The sequence below is a fragment of the Macrococcus equipercicus genome (assembly GCF_004359525.2).
Lineage (GTDB): Bacteria > Bacillota > Bacilli > Staphylococcales > Staphylococcaceae > Macrococcus > Macrococcus equipercicus.
Window position 1 is genome coordinate 279168 of record NZ_SCWC02000002.1, and the last position, 16461, is coordinate 295628.

General features: G+C 46.8%; 18 protein-coding genes and 1 riboswitch. Of the genes, 16 read left to right on the forward strand and 2 right to left on the reverse strand.

Going from position 1 to position 16461, the window contains the following annotated elements; genetic code table 11:
* Nucleotides 1-11 precede the first annotated feature (11 nt).
* The 5 genes from ERX35_RS04020 (at nt 12) to ERX35_RS04040 (ending at nt 4701) form a co-directional block, all read left to right on the forward strand.
* A complete protein-coding gene (locus ERX35_RS04020) occupies nt 12-722 on the forward strand; it encodes a response regulator transcription factor (protein ID WP_149458630.1) in 711 nt (236 codons plus the stop codon).
* A gap of 50 nt (nt 723-772) precedes the next feature.
* Nucleotides 773-2440: an ATP-binding protein gene (locus ERX35_RS04025; RefSeq protein WP_246143112.1), complete on the forward strand. Its 1668-nt coding sequence runs from the start codon at nt 773-775 to the stop codon at nt 2438-2440.
* Between the two features lie 56 nt (nt 2441-2496).
* Nucleotides 2497-2622: riboswitch (FMN riboswitch) on the forward strand.
* 82 nt (nt 2623-2704) lie between these two features.
* A complete protein-coding gene (locus ERX35_RS04030) occupies nt 2705-3241 on the forward strand; it encodes an ECF transporter S component (protein WP_246143122.1) in 537 nt (178 codons plus the stop codon).
* A 143-nt stretch (nt 3242-3384) separates the two neighbouring features.
* On the forward strand, nt 3385-4458 hold the full coding sequence (locus ERX35_RS04035; RefSeq protein ID WP_149458633.1) for a YeeE/YedE family protein: 1074 nt from the start codon (nt 3385-3387) through the stop codon (nt 4456-4458).
* An 18-nt stretch (nt 4459-4476) separates the two neighbouring features.
* Complete coding sequence (locus ERX35_RS04040) at nt 4477-4701, forward strand: sulfurtransferase TusA family protein (RefSeq protein WP_149458634.1); 225 nt, start codon at nt 4477-4479, stop codon at nt 4699-4701.
* A 64-nt stretch (nt 4702-4765) separates the two neighbouring features.
* Here ERX35_RS04040 and ERX35_RS04045 read toward each other — a convergent pair whose 3' ends face one another.
* Entirely contained in the window at nt 4766-4990 is a 225-nt protein-coding gene (locus tag ERX35_RS04045; RefSeq protein ID WP_149458848.1) for a ferredoxin, read from the reverse strand.
* A gap of 125 nt (nt 4991-5115) precedes the next feature.
* Between ERX35_RS04045 and ERX35_RS04050 the strand changes: the two genes are divergently transcribed.
* From ERX35_RS04050 to ERX35_RS04070, 5 genes are all read left to right on the forward strand, one after another.
* Nucleotides 5116-6048, forward strand: a complete 933-nt coding sequence (locus ERX35_RS04050) for a helix-turn-helix domain-containing protein (protein ID WP_170234529.1) — start codon at nt 5116-5118, stop codon at nt 6046-6048.
* The gene (locus ERX35_RS04055) at nt 6026-7387 is read left to right on the forward strand and encodes a RecQ family ATP-dependent DNA helicase (RefSeq protein ID WP_149458636.1); all 1362 of its coding nucleotides are present in this window, start codon (nt 6026-6028) and stop codon (nt 7385-7387) included. The genes ERX35_RS04050 and ERX35_RS04055 overlap by 23 nt, the downstream gene beginning before the upstream one ends.
* A gap of 74 nt (nt 7388-7461) precedes the next feature.
* Entirely contained in the window at nt 7462-8481 is a 1020-nt protein-coding gene (locus ERX35_RS04060; RefSeq protein WP_149458637.1) for a LysM peptidoglycan-binding domain-containing protein, read from the forward strand.
* A gap of 22 nt (nt 8482-8503) precedes the next feature.
* Nucleotides 8504-9142, forward strand: coding sequence for a CBS domain-containing protein (locus ERX35_RS04065; RefSeq protein WP_149458638.1), 639 nt, complete (start codon nt 8504-8506; stop codon nt 9140-9142).
* Between the two features lie 45 nt (nt 9143-9187).
* Nucleotides 9188-10168, forward strand: coding sequence for a YpdA family putative bacillithiol disulfide reductase (locus tag ERX35_RS04070; RefSeq protein ID WP_149458639.1), 981 nt, complete (start codon nt 9188-9190; stop codon nt 10166-10168).
* Here ERX35_RS04070 and ERX35_RS04075 read toward each other — a convergent pair.
* Complete coding sequence (locus tag ERX35_RS04075; RefSeq protein ID WP_149458640.1) at nt 10158-11123, reverse strand: asparaginase; 966 nt, start codon at nt 11121-11123, stop codon at nt 10158-10160. The genes ERX35_RS04070 and ERX35_RS04075 overlap by 11 nt on opposite strands.
* A 74-nt stretch (nt 11124-11197) precedes the next feature.
* Here ERX35_RS04075 and cmk point away from each other — a divergent pair, with 74 nt between their 5' ends.
* From cmk to ERX35_RS04105, 6 genes are all read left to right on the forward strand, one after another.
* Nucleotides 11198-11851, forward strand: coding sequence for a (d)CMP kinase (gene cmk / locus ERX35_RS04080; RefSeq protein ID WP_149458641.1), 654 nt, complete (start codon nt 11198-11200; stop codon nt 11849-11851).
* Between the two features lie 75 nt (nt 11852-11926).
* On the forward strand, nt 11927-13084 hold the full coding sequence (gene rpsA / locus ERX35_RS04085; protein WP_149458642.1) for a 30S ribosomal protein S1: 1158 nt from the start codon (nt 11927-11929) through the stop codon (nt 13082-13084).
* A 107-nt stretch (nt 13085-13191) separates the two neighbouring features.
* Nucleotides 13192-14502, forward strand: a complete 1311-nt coding sequence (gene der, locus ERX35_RS04090) for a ribosome biogenesis GTPase Der (protein WP_149458643.1) — start codon at nt 13192-13194, stop codon at nt 14500-14502.
* A 12-nt stretch (nt 14503-14514) separates the two neighbouring features.
* Complete coding sequence (locus tag ERX35_RS04095) at nt 14515-15513, forward strand: NAD(P)H-dependent glycerol-3-phosphate dehydrogenase (protein ID WP_149458644.1); 999 nt, start codon at nt 14515-14517, stop codon at nt 15511-15513.
* 9 nt (nt 15514-15522) lie between these two features.
* Nucleotides 15523-15729, forward strand: a complete 207-nt coding sequence (locus ERX35_RS04100) for a DUF2768 domain-containing protein (RefSeq protein WP_149458645.1) — start codon at nt 15523-15525, stop codon at nt 15727-15729.
* A complete protein-coding gene (locus ERX35_RS04105; protein ID WP_170234530.1) occupies nt 15722-16438 on the forward strand; it encodes a hypothetical protein in 717 nt (238 codons plus the stop codon). Before ERX35_RS04100 ends, ERX35_RS04105 begins: the two co-directional genes overlap by 8 nt.
* Nucleotides 16439-16461: the final 23 nt, after the last annotated feature.

Here is a 16461-nt window from a genome sequence, read left to right on the forward strand (position 1 = left end):
GGATGTGTCATATGAAAGAGAGAATTCTGATTGTAGATGATGAAGATAGAATTAGAAAACTTGCTAAGATGTATCTGGAACGGGAAGGCTTTGAAACCGTGGAAGCAGCAGATGGTGAACAGGCACTTGAGCTGGCACTGGCGAGCAACTTCCACTGTATTTTACTGGATATCATGCTGCCCGGTATGGACGGCATGGCAGTCTGCCGCAAAATCCGGGAGGAGAAGTCGACGCCGATTATTATACTGACGGCTAAAGGCGAGGAGAACAACCGGGTGGAAGGCTTTGAGATCGGCGCTGATGATTATATCGTCAAACCGTTTTCGCCCCGCGAAGTAGTGCTGCGTGTCAAAGCGATTTTAAGACGCTCACAAAGTTCCCTGTTCTTTCAGCATGACAGTCATGCCAAAGATTTAATAGTATTCGACTCCCTCGTCATCGATAATGATGCCCACCGGGTGAGCGCAGAAAACAAGGAAGTCAATCTGACACCGAAGGAATATGAACTGCTGCTCTTTCTGGCAAAGTCACCGGACAAAGTCTTTGACCGTGAACAGCTGCTGAAAGAAGTATGGCACTATGAGTTTTATGGTGACTTACGCACAGTGGATACGCACGTCAAGCGACTGCGTGAGAAGCTGAATAAAGTATCCCCGCGGACAGCCGAGATGATTCATACGGTATGGGGCGTGGGCTACAAATTTGAGGTCAAAGACCAATGAAGTATTTAAATAGTGTCGTCATTAAACTGTGGTTAACTATCATTTTGATAGTGACTACAGTTTTAATTATATTGTCGATAGCACTCGTCAGTTTCTTCAACGCTTATTTCATTTCTGAGACGGGCAACAACCTCTATCAGAATGCCACTAAAATAGAACAGGTGCTGATGAGCCGGCACAATCAGCAGGATTCACTGGACTATGCCAAGGAGCTGATTGAGAACCCGGCCGGACTGATCATCATTAAAAGTAAGGCTGCACTGACGAAACCGTTTGATGACCCGCTCAAACAAATGATGGTTGATCAAGTGCGGACGAACAAAGATTACAAGAAGGTGTTTGAGCAGGAGCAGCACGTGACAAAGACTATCAATGTCCAGTATCAAGGAGAGCTGCACCGCTATATTCTGCTCGGTTTTCCTTCCCAGGCTTTTAATACGAACGGTGCGATCATCCTCTATCAGGATATCAACTCCATCTCGGACACCATCCAGTACATCTGCCTGATTATCCTCATCGTCACACTGCTGCTTATTATTTTGACGACGATCTTTGCCTTCTTTCTGTCGACAAGAATCACGAAGCCGCTGCTGCTGCTGAAAGACTCGGCCTTCAAAGTGGCACGCGGTGAACAGACCGGCAGACTGGATACGCAGTCGAGGGATGAGATCGGTGAACTGACGGTCGCTTTCAACAAGATGGAACAGGACATACGCCGCAACATCAGTTCCATCAAAGCAGAACGGAACGTGCGGGACAAACTGATTGACGCGATGGCAGACGGGGTGCTCAGCTACAATCTCGATATTGAAGCACAGCTTAAAAATCCGATGGCCGACCGGTTTCTCGCCTTGATAGACGACGAAGCGAAAGCAGTGCTCACTGAACGGTTTAATGCAGTGACGACACTTGAACAGACGGAGACTTATTCAGTCACCGCGCACCATCATCACTTTGTCATCATCATCTCACCGGTGAAGACCAACCAGAAAATCGGAGCCGTTGCTCTCATCCGTGACATGACTGAGGAATATCAGAATGATGAGATGAAGAAGCGGTTTATCGCGAATGTCTCCCATGAACTGAGAACACCGATTCAGATGCTGCAGGGCTATACAGAAGCACTGCTCGACGGAATCGGTGAGACAAAGGAAGAACGCGATGAATTTCTCTATATTATTCTCGATGAGAGCAAACGGCTGAACCGGATGGTCAACGAGCTGCTCAACGTAGCCCGCTATGATGCCGGCAGCAATGAAATGCTGCTGGAGGATGTGCAGGTGAAGTCATTGTTTGACAAAGTTGCGACGAACTTCAACCAGCGCTTGAGCGACAACGGTGTCCAGCTGACTGTTGAAGTGGATGATGAGCTGCACTGGAGGATGGACTATGACAAGATGATCCAGGTGCTGACCAACTTAATAGATAACGCCATCAGGTACACGCATGCCGGTGACAAAGTTATGCTTCAGGCAGCCGGGGATGATGTGCTTGAGATGATTGTCATGGACACAGGTGTAGGTATAGCGGCGTCGCATCTTCCTCATATTTTTGACCGGTTCTACAAAGTGGATGCCGCAAGAACGCGAGGGAATCACGGGACAGGGCTCGGCTTGTTCATCGTGCAGGCCATCGTGCAGTCTCACGGCGGGACGATTACTGTGGCCAGTGAAGCAGGGCAGGGGACAAAATTCATGATTTCAATACCAAAACATTGATTTTTTATTGGTTTTTGATATGATTAGTGATGGACTTAAGTCCAAAATAATTAAATATTCATCTTCGGGGACGGTGAAATTCCGTACCGGCGGTTATAGCCCGCGACCTGTCATCGTATGATGATGGCTGACTTGGTGGAACTCCAGGGCCGACAGTAAAGTCTGGATGGGAGAAGATGGAGGGAACACATGAATATCGTCATGTTTATTTGTGATGCCACCTCCTCATTCTCGGATGAATGTAAGGAGTTTACCATGGCAAATATTCATAAGACAAAACGGCTGATCTTGATCAGTCTATTAAGCGCAATCAGTTTCATCTTGATGTTCATCAAATTTCCACTGCCGTTTCTACCGCCTTATTTAACGATTGATTTCAGTGATATTCCGGCACTGCTGGCATTATTCACTGTAGGACCCGCTGGTGCACTGGCTGTAGAAGCGATTAAAAATATTCTTAACTTCCTGTTCACTCCGGCCGATCCTGTCGGTCCGGTAGCGAACTTTTTAGCAGGTGCATCTTTCCTGCTGAGCATCTACTTTGTGTCAGGACGGCATCATCTCGTACCTGCTTTTTTAGTGGCGACACTTGTCATGGCAGCTGTGATGAGCATTTTGAACTACTTTGTGCTGCTGCCGCTTTACGGCATGATCATGAATCTTGAGGATATCGCGGCGAACTTAAAAGTTATCGTGTCTGCAGGAATTATCCCGTTCAATGTCGTTAAAGGGTTAGTTGTCTCAGTCATTTTCATGCTCATCGCACGACCGCTGCTGCCACTGCTGCGCAGACGTTTTTAACATCATACTTGATAACAAACTAACATGACATAACAGAGCCGGCATTTGCCGGTTCTTTTTATGGAAACAAACACTTGCAATTGAATCGCCTATTGATTATGATATATCTTATTAAATATATCGGAATTGTAGGAGGTAAACAATTGATCTGGACAATTATTAGTGGTTTAATCGTAGGTGCACTTCTCGGTTTTGTCATGCAGCGGACAAGATTCTGTCTGACAGGCGGCTTCAGAGATATGTACGTGCAAAAAAGCAACAAAATGTTTTATGCGTTACTGATCGCCATTACCATTCAGAGCATCGGGCTGCTGATCTTATCAGCGGCAGGTGTCTATCAGCTGAGCTATGAAGCATTTCCGGTCGTCGGAACCATCATCGGCTCGTTTGTTTTTGGTGTTGGTATTATTCTTGCAGGCGGCTGTGCCACAGGAACATGGTACCGTGCAGGTGAAGGGCTGATCGGCAGCTGGATTGCCCTCTTCATGTATGCTCTCAGTGCATCAGCGACGAAATTCGGATTCCTGAAACCGGTCCTCGACAAAATCAACAGCAAAACAGTCGTCAGCTCTAGTATGACGGAAACGACAGGCATTCCATTCTGGGTGTTCGTTGTAGTGCTGGCAGCCGTCACGTTATTCTTTGTGAACCGTTCACTGAGTAAAAAGTCAGCCGCTGTTCCTCAATTGAAACAGCGCTACACAGGTATAAGACATTACTTGTTCGAGAAGCGTTATCATACATTTACAGCAGCGGTCGTCATCGGTTTGATTGCACTACTTGCCTGGCCGATGAGCATATCGACTGGTAGGGTCGGCGGTCTCGGCATCACGACACCATCAGCTAAACTGGTTCAGTTTATTACGACAGGTAATGTGTCACTGCTTGACTGGGGCGTATTCCTTGTTCTTGGGATTGTCGCCGGCTCATACATCGCTGCTAAAGGGTCACGCGAATTCAGATGGAGACTGCCGGACATTAAGACGATCAGAAACAGCGTCATCGGTGGTGTGATGATGGGATTCGGCGCATCTATGGCAGGCGGCTGTTCTATCGGTAACGGTATGGTGGCAACAGCAACGATGTCATGGCAGGGCTGGCTGTCCTTAGTCTTTATGATCCTTGGCACCTGGTTTATGAGTTACTTTGTATTTGTCAGACCGATGCAGCAGTATAAGAAATCAGCAAAAACTAAAGCGGTCGCGCAGACTGCCTAATAGACAGGAGAAGTTATTATGGTACACGAATTAGGGACGGTTGGGATGGTCTGTCCATTCCCGTTAATCGAAGCTCAGAAAAAAATGGAGACACTAGCAGTAGGTGAAGAACTTAAAATAGATTTCGACTGCACGCAGGCAACAGAAGCCATTCCGAACTGGGCAGCGGACAACAACTACCCGGTGACGAACTATGAGCAGCTGGATGATGCGTCATGGACCATCACCGTGCAGAAAGCTTAGTTTAAGAAAGTGATTGTCATAAAAAAACGGATGGAATAATAGATTCCATCCGTTTTTTATGTGGTTATTCGAATTTAAGTGCATCTCCGTCGAATGATTCATCTGCTACTTTAATAGAATCGGTCGGACATCCTTCAAACGCATCGATCATGTCTTCTTCCAGTTCCTCAGGAACTTCTTGAGTCCCTTTGTTGTCATCGAGGATTACAAATGCAATGCCTTCATCATCATAGTCATATATATCGGGCGCAGCGGCACCACAAGCACCACATGCGATACATGTATCCATATCGACAATCGTATATTTACCTGCCAAACTATTCGCCTCCTTACATAAAAGTGCTACACTATCAGTACATACTTATTTTAGAGATTCATTCCTTATTTTTCAACCTATATTATTCGGAGGAACCAATGAATTCTGTACTAGCACTGGCGGCAAAAAAGAAGTTTCAGTCAAAAACGGATAAAAGTTTCATTAATATATTGACCGGCTATAAATCCCACCAGACGTATTTCGATGCTTTAATGCAGGGGATGATGCCGTTCTATCATGCTTTTCCTGAGCTTAAAGCACTATTGACTGAACAGGATGGGGCGGTGGAAGATTATATTTTCTATCCTTATTTCTATGATTCCGCTGCACTGACCTTCCAGAGTTTGAGGCTGCTGACACAGTCGTTGTCCGCCTATGCCGGGAAGTTGACGATGTTTTATCCGGTCACCAATCATCTTTATGTGCAGCAGCAGGTCAAGCACTGTTTTGCTTACTACAAAAATCATCCTGATGAATTTAAAGCGGAACTTATCAGTCTATACGAACAGGTCGAACAGCAGCTCGGCGCATGCTGCAGCTTCCTGCTGCTGCCGGACGGATGCGGACAGCATAGCAGCAGGTCCGAACTGACGACCCGGTTTCAGCTGCCTGCAGACGCACTGGAGCTTGTACTGCTGAAGGAGTTCAATCTGCTGACCGAGCTCATCCGACAGCATCCGGTGCTGTCTCCTCTCTACATCCGGCTGCCGCTTCACAGTGCCACTGAGAAAACAGCAGCACTGCTCAGCGGGCGGCTCACCATTCAGCAGATGGCTGCTGCCCGCGGGGTTAAACATCACACTATAGAAGATCACCTCATAGAGATGATGATTAAAGATTATCCGTTTGACTGGCAGCGCTTCATCAGGCCGGCAGAGGTCGGTGAAATTCGGGCGCTGTACGACAAGCATGCTTTTGAACGGCTGAAGCCTTACTTCGAAAACTCAAGTATCGATGATTACTTCAAGATTAAGCTTGCCATCTGTCTTGTAATTAAGGGGGAATATAATGGACCAGAAGCAGATTCTTAAGCAAATATACGGCTTCCAGACGCTCCGTCCCGGGCAGGAGGCTATTGTTGAGGCAGCGAACCGCGGCGAGGATATTCTCGCGCTGCTGCCGACAGGTGGCGGCAAGTCACTCTGCTATCAGCTTCCTGTCCTGACTGTCAACGGCAGGGCGCTGGTCATTACACCGCTCGTTTCATTGATGGAGGACCAGGTCGCAGAGCTTAAACGGCTGAAAATCAAAGCGGTGTGCATTCACAGCCATCTTGATATCCGGGAGAAGCGGATGATTCTTGATCGGCTCCAGCAGTATCACTTCATCTTCTGCTCTCCTGAATGGCTTGCGACTGATAGAGCGCGCGCCTTTATCTCTGCTGTTGATTTCACCCATATCATCATTGATGAAGCGCACTGTCTCTCTGAGTGGGGCTATGATTTCAGGCCGCATTATCTGCTGCTGAACGAACTGCTGGATTATTATGCCGGCGCCCAGGTGATAGCCCTGACAGCGACTGCTAATGATAAGACCATTCATGACATCCAGCATCTGCTGCACCGGCGCCTTCATGTCATCGACAATCGAACGGTCAGAGAGAACATCTTTTTGAAGGTGCTGCCTGCGCCATCTGCCAGAAAAATGTCGCTGCTGAAAGAGCTGCTGTGGTCTGCCGGACCGTCAATCATCTACTTCTCTTCAAAGCGGATGTGCGATGATATCCATCAGCAGCTGACAAGTGCGGGTTTCAAGGGGATGACCTATCATGCTGATATGAGCTATGAGGATAGGATGGGCGTGCAGCTGTCCTTTCAGAATGACAGCATCCAGTATGTCTGCGCCACCAGCGCGTTTGGCATGGGAATCAACAAGAAGAACATCAGAACGGTTATCCACTATCATGTCCCGAAGTCGATGTTTCAATACGTGCAGGAAATCGGCCGGGCGGGGCGTGACGGTGAGCAGTCCCAGGCCATTCTGCTGTTTAATGCAGAAGACCTGAATATTGCCTACAGATTTCTTGAAGAAGACCGGGTGACAGAACAAGACCTGATATTATATCGGGACAATATCCGGCTCAGTGAAGAGAAACAGGAGTCTATCTCGATTCTGCTCAGACGATTTTCGTATCAGGAACTTGAGCGGCTGCTGACACTGGAAACCGCCGTCAAATATGAGGCGCTGCGGGCGATGACTGAATACGGGGCAAAAGACCATTGTCTGACCAGCAGGCTTTATGATGTAGAAGAAGGGTGCCGACATTGTCAAGTCTGTGTCGGTGATCAAGCGTTCAGCTTCCAGACGGTGCTGCAGCAGAAAACAGAGCTCGGCTACAAGGAATACATTAATTCTTTGTTTCCGGCCTAGTAGTGCTTTACTAATAAGTCTTTCATTGTCTATAATAAATAATATATTTATATAAAGAATAAGCAGGTGAGAACATGTCAAAAGATGATTTTAGAGATGAATTTGAAAAAAGCAGACAGCCTATCGAAAGACAGGAAGATGTGACAGAAGAGCCGACGGTGACGTCTGATGCGCAGGCGGATGACACGCAAGGATTTCTGAAGCGTGGTGTGTCCAGAAAGAACCGTTCAGCAGAAAGACGACGTCGTGTCGAACAGAACGAAGATGAACCGGCGGAAGAAAGAGGAAGAGACAAACGGCGTAAGCGCAACGCGGCAGCCGGTGAAGCGGATCAAACAATCAGCCGGACGACATTTGTTGCCGGTGCCGGCAGCACGGCGGAACAAAGTGCAGAAGCGGATGCGGTTGAGCCGACTCCTGTCGAGCCCGTCGCAGCAGAACATGAAAGTGATGAAGCAGACGAGCATAAGCCTGCAAGCAAGTTGATACCTCTGTTAGCGGCTCTGTTAATCTTAATACCGATCATACTGCTGATTGGAATGTATATTAACAAGCAGATCAACGGTCCAAAGCAGGATCAAGTAGCGGTCACTCAAAATAAAGAGCAGTCTACAGAAGACAAAGCTGCGACGAAATCAAAGGCTGAAACGACAGACACAGCTCAAGAGCCGGCGACGACAGAAGCAGTAACGACAGAAGCACCGATGACCGAAGCAGCAACTGAAGAAGTGACGACAGAAGCACCAATGACAGAAGCACCAACGACAGAAGCACCGATGACCGAAGAAGTAACAACAGAAGTACCGACGACGGAAACACCGATGACAGAAGCAGCAACTGAAGAAGTAACAACAGAAGCACCGACAACAGAGGTGCCAACGACAGAAACACCGGCTTCCGAGAAAGTCACAACTGAAGATAGCCATCATACAGTAGCAGCGACTCACGTTGTAGGCGCCAACGAGAATTTATACCGCATTGCCATTAAATATTATGGCAGTGGTACACCTGCAAACGTAGAAAAGATTAGACGTGCCAATGGCATTTCAGGCAATGCAATCGGGGCAGGACAGACATTAGTCATACCTGAATAGTAAGCAAATTAGGGGGATGGATATGTACTTAAAAACGATTATGATACCAAAAGGCAAGTGTTATGTGGCAAGTCCTGACGATTCTGTCAGATCAGTGCTTGATAAGCTGGAGCATTACGGAATTGACGGCATGCCGGTAGTAGGCAGCGGTACTTATTTCGGCACAGCGACACAGTTTGATATTTTCAGACATTTCTTCTTCATGAAAGATAGAAAAGGTAAGGACGATTTTCTGGATAATACGAAGATTAAAGACATTTTGACACTTGATAAATATAGTGTTAAAGACGACTCATTATTTGAAGAATCATTTTTGTCACTTCAAGATTTCCCGATTCTAAGTATCATCAATGACCGTAATGAATTTCTCGGTGTAGTCACACGCTTTGATGTTATGGAGCAGTTCAAGAGTGCATTCGGCATGAACCGTAAGGGCGTCCGTATCGCCATCACTTCCATCGATGCAGAAGGCCGTATTAAGCGTCTGGCGCAGGCGATGCAGAAATTCAAAGTGAACGCCATTTCATTTGTTACATTTGATGAGACAGATAAGATGCACCGCCGTATGATCATTAAAGTAGAATCAGATAAGGACATCAAGAAATTTACAAAATACTTAAAAAATCACGGATTTAAAATCCTTGATATTCAAGAAGACTAAGGAGCTCGTTGCTGAGCTTCTTTTTTATGAGGAAGGTGTAATCATTTGAAAGTAATTGAAAGTATTATTATCGGAGCAGGGCCGTGCGGTATGTCAGCAGCAATCGAGCAGAAAAGGCTGGGGATTGATACGCTGATTATTGAAAAAGGTAATGTAGTGCAGGCAATCTACAACTATCCGACCCATCAGACGTTCTTCTCATCCAGTGAGAAGCTCGGCATCGGGGACGTACCGTTTATAGTCGAAGAGCATAAGCCGAGACGCAACCAGGCGCTTGTCTACTACCGTGCGGTTGCAAAATATTATGACCTGGACATCCGTATTGAAGAGACCGTGCTTGAAGTGACACGACATGACGACGGCTTCCGGCTGAAAACAACTAAGGACACGTATCAGTGCCGCTACTTGACGATTGCGACAGGTTACTATGGTCAGCCGAACACACTTGAAGTGCCGGGTGCAGAGCTTGCGAAAGTCCATCACTATTTCAAGGAGGCACATCCGTACTTCAACAAGAAAGTAGTGATCATCGGCGGCAAAAATTCAGCAGTCGATGCTGCGATCGAACTGGAGAAGGCAGGGGCAGAAGTGACGGTCATTTACCGGGGCGCTGCGTATTCAAAGAGCATTAAGCCATGGATACTGCCGATTTTTGATTCACTCGTCAAAAACGAAAAGATTGAGATGCATTTCAATGCGCATGTTGAAGAAATTACTGAAAACATCGTCATCTTCTCAGCGGAAGGTAACACTTATGAGCTTGAGAATGATGATGTGTTTGCGATGATCGGTTATCATCCTGACTATTCATTTCTGAAGGCAGCGGGCATCGAGCTTGTGACCAATGATTACGGTACAGCGCCTTACTATGACCGCGAGACGATGGAGACGAATGTAGCTGATTTGTTCATCGCAGGCGTCATCGCTGCCGGAAATGATGCGAACACCATTTTCATCGAAAATGGTAAGTTCCACGGCGGTCTTATAGCGGAAACCATCAATAAGAGGAGAGCCGTTACCGGCTGAAATAAGTGGTCAGTTTCTCACTGTGCAGACCGTTGCTGAGTGCAACAATCAGCTTCAGCCGGGCTTTCTGACCGTTCAGGCCGTTCGAGAAGATGACTCCTTTCTGATGAAGCTCATAGCCGCCGCCTTCATACTGATAGTTATTGCTGACGATGCCGTTGAAGCAGCGTGAGACAAGGACGACTGGAATATGCTGGGCAAGCAGTTCGTTCAGCCCGCTGAGCGCACTCGGCGGCAGGTTTCCCTGCCCTAGTGCTTCAATGATGACGCCGTTATAGTGCGCTTCACTGAAGAAGCGGAGCAGTTCTGCATCCAGGTCGGCATGTGCTTTAATCAGTCCGACTTTAATGGATTCATCGACTTTGACGAGCGGCTGATGCCTCACCGGCAGATGATGGAAGTAAATGTTGTTCTTTGTAATAATGCCGAGCGGCCCGTAGTTCGGGCTCTGGAAAGTGCTGGTGTTGGAAGTATGGGTCTTTGTCACGTTTTTAGCGCTGTGAATCTCGTCATTAAACACAACGAGTACGCCCTTTCCTTTGGCATTCACATCACAGGCAGTCCGTACCGCTGCGATATAGTTGTATAGACCGTCCGCACCGATTTCATTGGAGGAACGCATGGCGCCGGTCAATATAACAGGGATGGAGACATTTAACGTCAGATCCAGAAAATACGCTGTTTCTTCAAGCGTATCAGTGCCGTGGGTGATCACGACGCCGTCATAGTTATCTTCATTAATATGCAGGATAATGGTCTTTCTTAAGTCATTCATATGATGTAACGTCATATGCGGTGAGGGCACCTGGAATGGATGAATCTCTGTAATTTCTGCCAGCTGCTGTACCGTCGCAGCATTGGATACTGGGTTTTCATTGTTCGTTGTCACATAGCCGTCTTTATTTTCTGACATGCTGATGGTGCCCCCTGTATGGAGCACTAATAGCTTTTTCATGGCTGCCTCCTTATTACATTGCTGTTATTTCTATGATAGAATAAATAAGATTAAACGACAAGGTAGGTAACATGATGAATAAGATAAACATCGCAATAGACGGCCCGGCAGCAGCCGGGAAGAGCACGATTGCTAAACGAGTGGCTGAAGCACTCCGTATGGTCTACGTGGATACAGGTGCCATGTACCGTGCCATTACGCTTGCACATCTTAATAATCAGGAGACATCTTTCAAGGAGCTGGTTGGTCAGCTGGAGCTCAGACTGATCAACGATGACGGTCAGCGCGTACTGCTGAACGGTGAAGACATTACAGACAGAATCCGGGAGAATGATATCACGGAAAATGTATCGTTTGTAGCGAGTCAGCAAGAAGTCCGTGAGTTTCTTGTGCAGCTGCAGCAGCTGATGACCCGCGACAAGGGAGTGGTCATGGACGGCCGCGATATCGGCACGACAGTCATTCCTGATGCCGAACTGAAAATTTATATGATCGCCTCTGTCGAGGAACGGGCTAACAGACGGCTGCTGGACAATGCCGCCCGCGGCATCGTGAGTACGTATGACCAGCTTGTCGCTGATATTTCCGAGCGTGACCATCTGGACATGACGCGTGACATCTCCCCGCTGTCAAAAGCAGAAGATGCCATCCAGATCGATACAACAGGGCTGACGATCGACAAAGTAACCGAGAGAATTCTCGCCCTTGCTGAAGAAAAACTGCAGTAAAGGCGTATCTCTTGACTTTTAAACAATATTATAAGAAGTTTAATAGGGAAGATTTATTATTAGGAGGACGAGACGATGACTGAAGAATTCAACGAAAATATGATTACTGAAATTAATGAAGGCGATAAAGTGACAGGTACTGTCCAAAAACTCGAAGATAAGCATGTAGTCGTGCATATCGACGGTGCAAAATATGATGGTATCATCCCAATCAGCCAATTAACAAGCCTTCATATCGACAAAGCTGAAGAAGCGGTTTCTGTTGGGGACGAAATCGAAGCATTTGTCACTAAAATCGAAGACAAAGAAGAAGATGGACACTATATTCTTTCTAAACGTCAATTAGATGAAGTTCAATCATTTGATTCACTACGTGAGAAATTCGAAAATAATGAAACCATTGAAGCAGAAGTTAAAGAAGTCGTTAAAGGCGGCCTTGTAGTAGATGTCGGTCTGCGCGGTTTCATTCCTGCTTCATTGATTTCCACTAACTATATTGAAGACTTCTCAGATTACCAGGGCCGTCAGCTGACACTGAAAATTGAGGAGCTGGATCAGGAGAAAAACCGTGTCATCCTGAACCATAAGGCTATTGAAGAAGAAGAGAACAAAGTGAAGCGTGCAGAAATGTTGAAATCACTTGAAACAGGTGCGGTCGTAGACGGTAAAGTCGCACGTATTACGAACTTCGGCGCTTTCGTCAATATCGGCGACGTCGACGGGCTGGTTCACATTTCGCAGATTACCCACGACCGTCTTGAAAAAGTAGAGGATGCCCTTGAAATCGGTCAGGACGTCAAAGTTAAAATCTTAAATGTCGATGAAGATTCAGAGCGAATCTCACTTTCTATTAAAGATGCACTGCCAGGACCTTTCGAAACAATCGATGAACAGTTCAAAGTGGGCGATATTGTCGACGGTAAAGTGATGAGACTTGCAGCATTCGGCGCATTCGTCGAAATCGCTAAAGGACTTCAGGGTCTTGTGCATATTTCTCAGATCAGCCACGAACATATCGGCAGTCCATCAGACGTACTAGAAGTCGGTCAGACCGTACGCGTGAAAATTCTTGATATCAACAAAGCGGATGAACGTATCGGCTTATCTATCAAAGCGACTGAAGAACAGACAGAAGACTTTGATACATCTTATTTAAGTGCTGCACAGCATGACGACGATGCACCGACTTTAGGCGATGTTTTCGGCGACAAATTCAAAAATTTAAAATTATAATAAGCCCTTATTAAAGAAGTAACGTTTCGGCGTTACTTTTTTTAATTATGATAACAATTCAAGATATGATAGAATATACAGGATATTAATTGAGAGGAAGAACAAGATTGACTAAACCAACAATAGCTATAGTCGGCCGTCCTAACGTCGGTAAATCGACGATATTCAACCGGATTATCGGTGAGCGCGTCTCTATCGTCGAAGATACACCCGGTGTGACACGCGACCGAATTTATTCCAGTGGTGACTGGCTGACACATGAATTCAATATTATAGATACGGGCGGCATTGAGCTCGGTGACCAGCCGTTTCAGGAGCAGATTCGTGCCCAGGCTGAAATTGCGATCGATGAAGCAGATGTCATCATCTTCATGACTAATGCCCGTGATGGCGTAACGCGCGACGATGAATTCGTGGCCCAGCTGCTCTATAAATCCAATAAACCGGTTGTACTAGCAGTGAATAAAGTGGATAACCCGGAAATGAGAGCAGATATTTATGAATTCTATTCGCTGGGATTCGGTGAACCGTTCCCTATCTCAGGCTCCCACGGCCTTGGCCTGGGCGACCTGCTGGATGAAGCGAGCAAGCATTTCCCTGAGGAAAGTGAAGAGGACTATGATGACAATGTCATTAAATTCAGTCTGATCGGTCGTCCTAACGTCGGTAAATCAAGTATGATCAACAGTATTCTTGGTGAAGAGCGGGTCATCGTGTCACCGGTCGCTGGAACAACTCGTGATGCCATTGATACGGTATATACCTACCAGGACCAGGAATATGTCATGATTGATACAGCTGGTATGCGTAAAAAAGGGAAAGTCTATGAAGCGACGGAACGCTATTCAGTCTTACGTGCGCTGCGTGCCATTGAACGTTCCAATGTCGTCTTAGTTGTCATCGACGCTGAAGAAGGTATCATTGAGCAGGACAAGAAGATCGCAGGCTACGCACATGAAGCGGGAAAAGCTATCATCATTGTCGTCAACAAATGGGATACAGTGGATAAAGACTCGAAGACGATGAAGAAGTTCGAAGATAATATCCGGGCGCACTTCCAGTTTCTGGACTATGCGCCGATTGCGTTTGTCTCTGCTTTACAGCGCAAACGTCTGACAACATTGTTTCCGCTGATCAATATGGCAAGTGAAAACCATAAAAAACGGGTGCAGAGCAGCACGCTCAATGAAGTAATCACTGATGCTGTAGCGATGAACCCGACGCCCACTGACAATGGCAGCCGCCTGAACATCTTCTACAGTACACAGGTCGCGATTGAACCGCCGACGTTTGTCATCTTTGTCAATGATGTAGAGATGATGCACTTCTCCTATAAGCGGTTCCTGGAGAACAGAATACGTGATGCATTTGGATTTGAAGGAACGCCGATCCATTTAATCACAAGGAAGCGTAATTAGGAGGGACTTTTAATGACAGCTATAACAGTGTTGGGGACAGGAAGCTGGGGAACAGCACTTGCGAACGTTCTGCTGGATAACGGTCATGACGTCCTCATGTGGGGTAAAACAGAGCAGACGGTCAATGAGCTGACGACTGATCAAACGAACAGTCAATATTTGCCGGGGATATTATTGAACCCGCGTATGCGGGCGACGACGGCTCTTCACGAAGCGGCTGCCTTCAGCGACATCGTCATCATGGCTGTGCCGACGAAAGCCGTCCGGGAAGTCTGCCGGAAGCTGAATGATGCAGTCGCTGGCAGGAAAGTGTTTATCCACGTCTCAAAAGGGATTGAACCGAAAACATTCAAGCGTATCTCTGAAATGATTGAAGAAGAAATAAAACCGGAATTCTTCGGTGGTGTCGGCGTGCTGAGTGGACCGAGTCATGCGGAGGAAGTGGCGCAGAAGCAGCCGACGACTGTCGTGGTGGCCTCCTGCAGTGAAACCATCAGAACAATGGCACAGGATTTGTTTATGTGTGATTACTTCCGGGTCTATACCAATGATGATCTGGTTGGTGTGGAGATCGGCGGCGCCTTAAAGAATATTATTGCGCTGGCTGTCGGTATTACAGACGGGCTCGGCTACGGAGATAATGCGAAAGCTGCGTTGATGACCCGTGGACTTGCTGAAATCACACGGCTCGGCACGAAAATGGGCGCAGATCCGCTGACATTTCTCGGTCTCGCAGGGATCGGTGACTTGATTGTCACTTGTACATCCGTGCACTCGAGAAACTGGAAGTGCGGTAATATGCTGGGCAGAGGACTATCACTTAATGATGCCTTAAATGAGATGGGTATGGTGGTCGAAGGTGTCAGAACGACGGAAGCGGCCTATGAGATGGCCCGGACGTATCATGTCGAAATGCCGATCACTGAAGCGCTCTACGGTGTGCTGTTCAATGATGAACCGCTGGAAAATAACGTGAAGCTCTTGATGAACCGCGAAAAAACAAATGAATAGGTGGCTCTAATGTTTAACATCTCTAGAATGGATTTAATGTGGGTATCTTTCTACTCATTAGGATTAATGCTGGCGGCGATGGCACTCATCTACTTCGCCAGATTTAAAGTGAAGAATAAAGCTCTAGCGACTGTGCTGACCATTGCCGCTTATTTAAGTCTGCTGATCAGCGGGCTGTTGATGATTATTGTGCTAGGTGGGTCCAGTTATGCTTAAACGTCTCTTACTATTAATTATTCCTGTCTTTTTCCTGTCCGGCTGTCTATATCCGGAAGAGCAGCGCGCTGAAAACCAGGTGGCACCAGCCGATCAGCTGAACATGGTGCAGACTGCGGTCAATCAGTATCAGCAGGATAATAACGGCCTGCTGCCGCTTAAAGACCGGGATGAAAGCTATGACCTGTATGTCAAGCATCCGATTGATTTCGACAAACTATCACCGCGCTACTTATCTCAGCTGCCCGGCTCTTCTTTCGAAAAAGGCGGCTACTTCCAGTATGTGCTGATGGACGTCGAGACGCATCCGAAAGTGAAGCTGATCGACCTGAGAACAGCAGAAGTGCTGAAAGATTTGAGGATCCGGCTGAACATTAAAGATAATGAACTGCCGCTGAAAAAGAAAATCGGACCTAATGTCTATGAGATTGACTATAAAAAATACGGCTTAAAAAAATATCCGACTGTAAAAAGCCCTTACAGCGGTGAAGCGCTGCCCGTTTATATCAACGGGGGCAGCGAATTCATCGTGGATTACACAGTGGATCTCGGCAGAATCATCAATACAAAACAGTTGAAGCTGAAAAAAGGAACAGATATCCGTCATATTCTTTATGACGACTCACCCATCCTGCCGGCCTACAGTGTTCCATATACAGTAGACAATCATAATGAACCGATATTTAAATCGCAGGCTATTGCAGAGTGAAAAAAGAGTGAAACTGACAATAA